Genomic DNA, 241 nt, shown 5'->3' with positions numbered 1-241 from the left:
CAATAGATAAGTCACTGTACGAAAGAAGAGCCTTGATTTCCAAGGTTACCTGCCGATCGATCAGGCCCTTGGGAGTTTCATTGAAAAACGCATTGGTCAACTGCGACAGGTAGAACGGTGTGATATTCAGTGCATCGGCATAGAACTTCACATCTCGGTAGCGGCGGCAGTGTTTGCCAATCAACTCCCAGAAGCGCCAACAATGCATTTCCTGCCGGTTGAAGCCACTGTTTTCTATGGG

The 241-nt window shown here is 48.5% G+C and carries 1 pseudogene; it reads right to left on the bottom strand.

Features of this window, described 5'->3' with window-relative positions:
* Positions 1-241 (bottom strand): annotated as a pseudogene (locus SB786_RS37455) (AraC family transcriptional regulator); the annotation flags it as partial.

Origin of the sequence: Burkholderia sp. SIMBA_062, from assembly GCF_046534765.1 — a bacterium.
Lineage (GTDB): Bacteria > Pseudomonadota > Gammaproteobacteria > Burkholderiales > Burkholderiaceae > Burkholderia > Burkholderia ambifaria.
The sequence above is the reverse complement of the archived record's forward strand: the minus strand, read 5'-3'. Positions and strand labels throughout refer to the sequence as shown.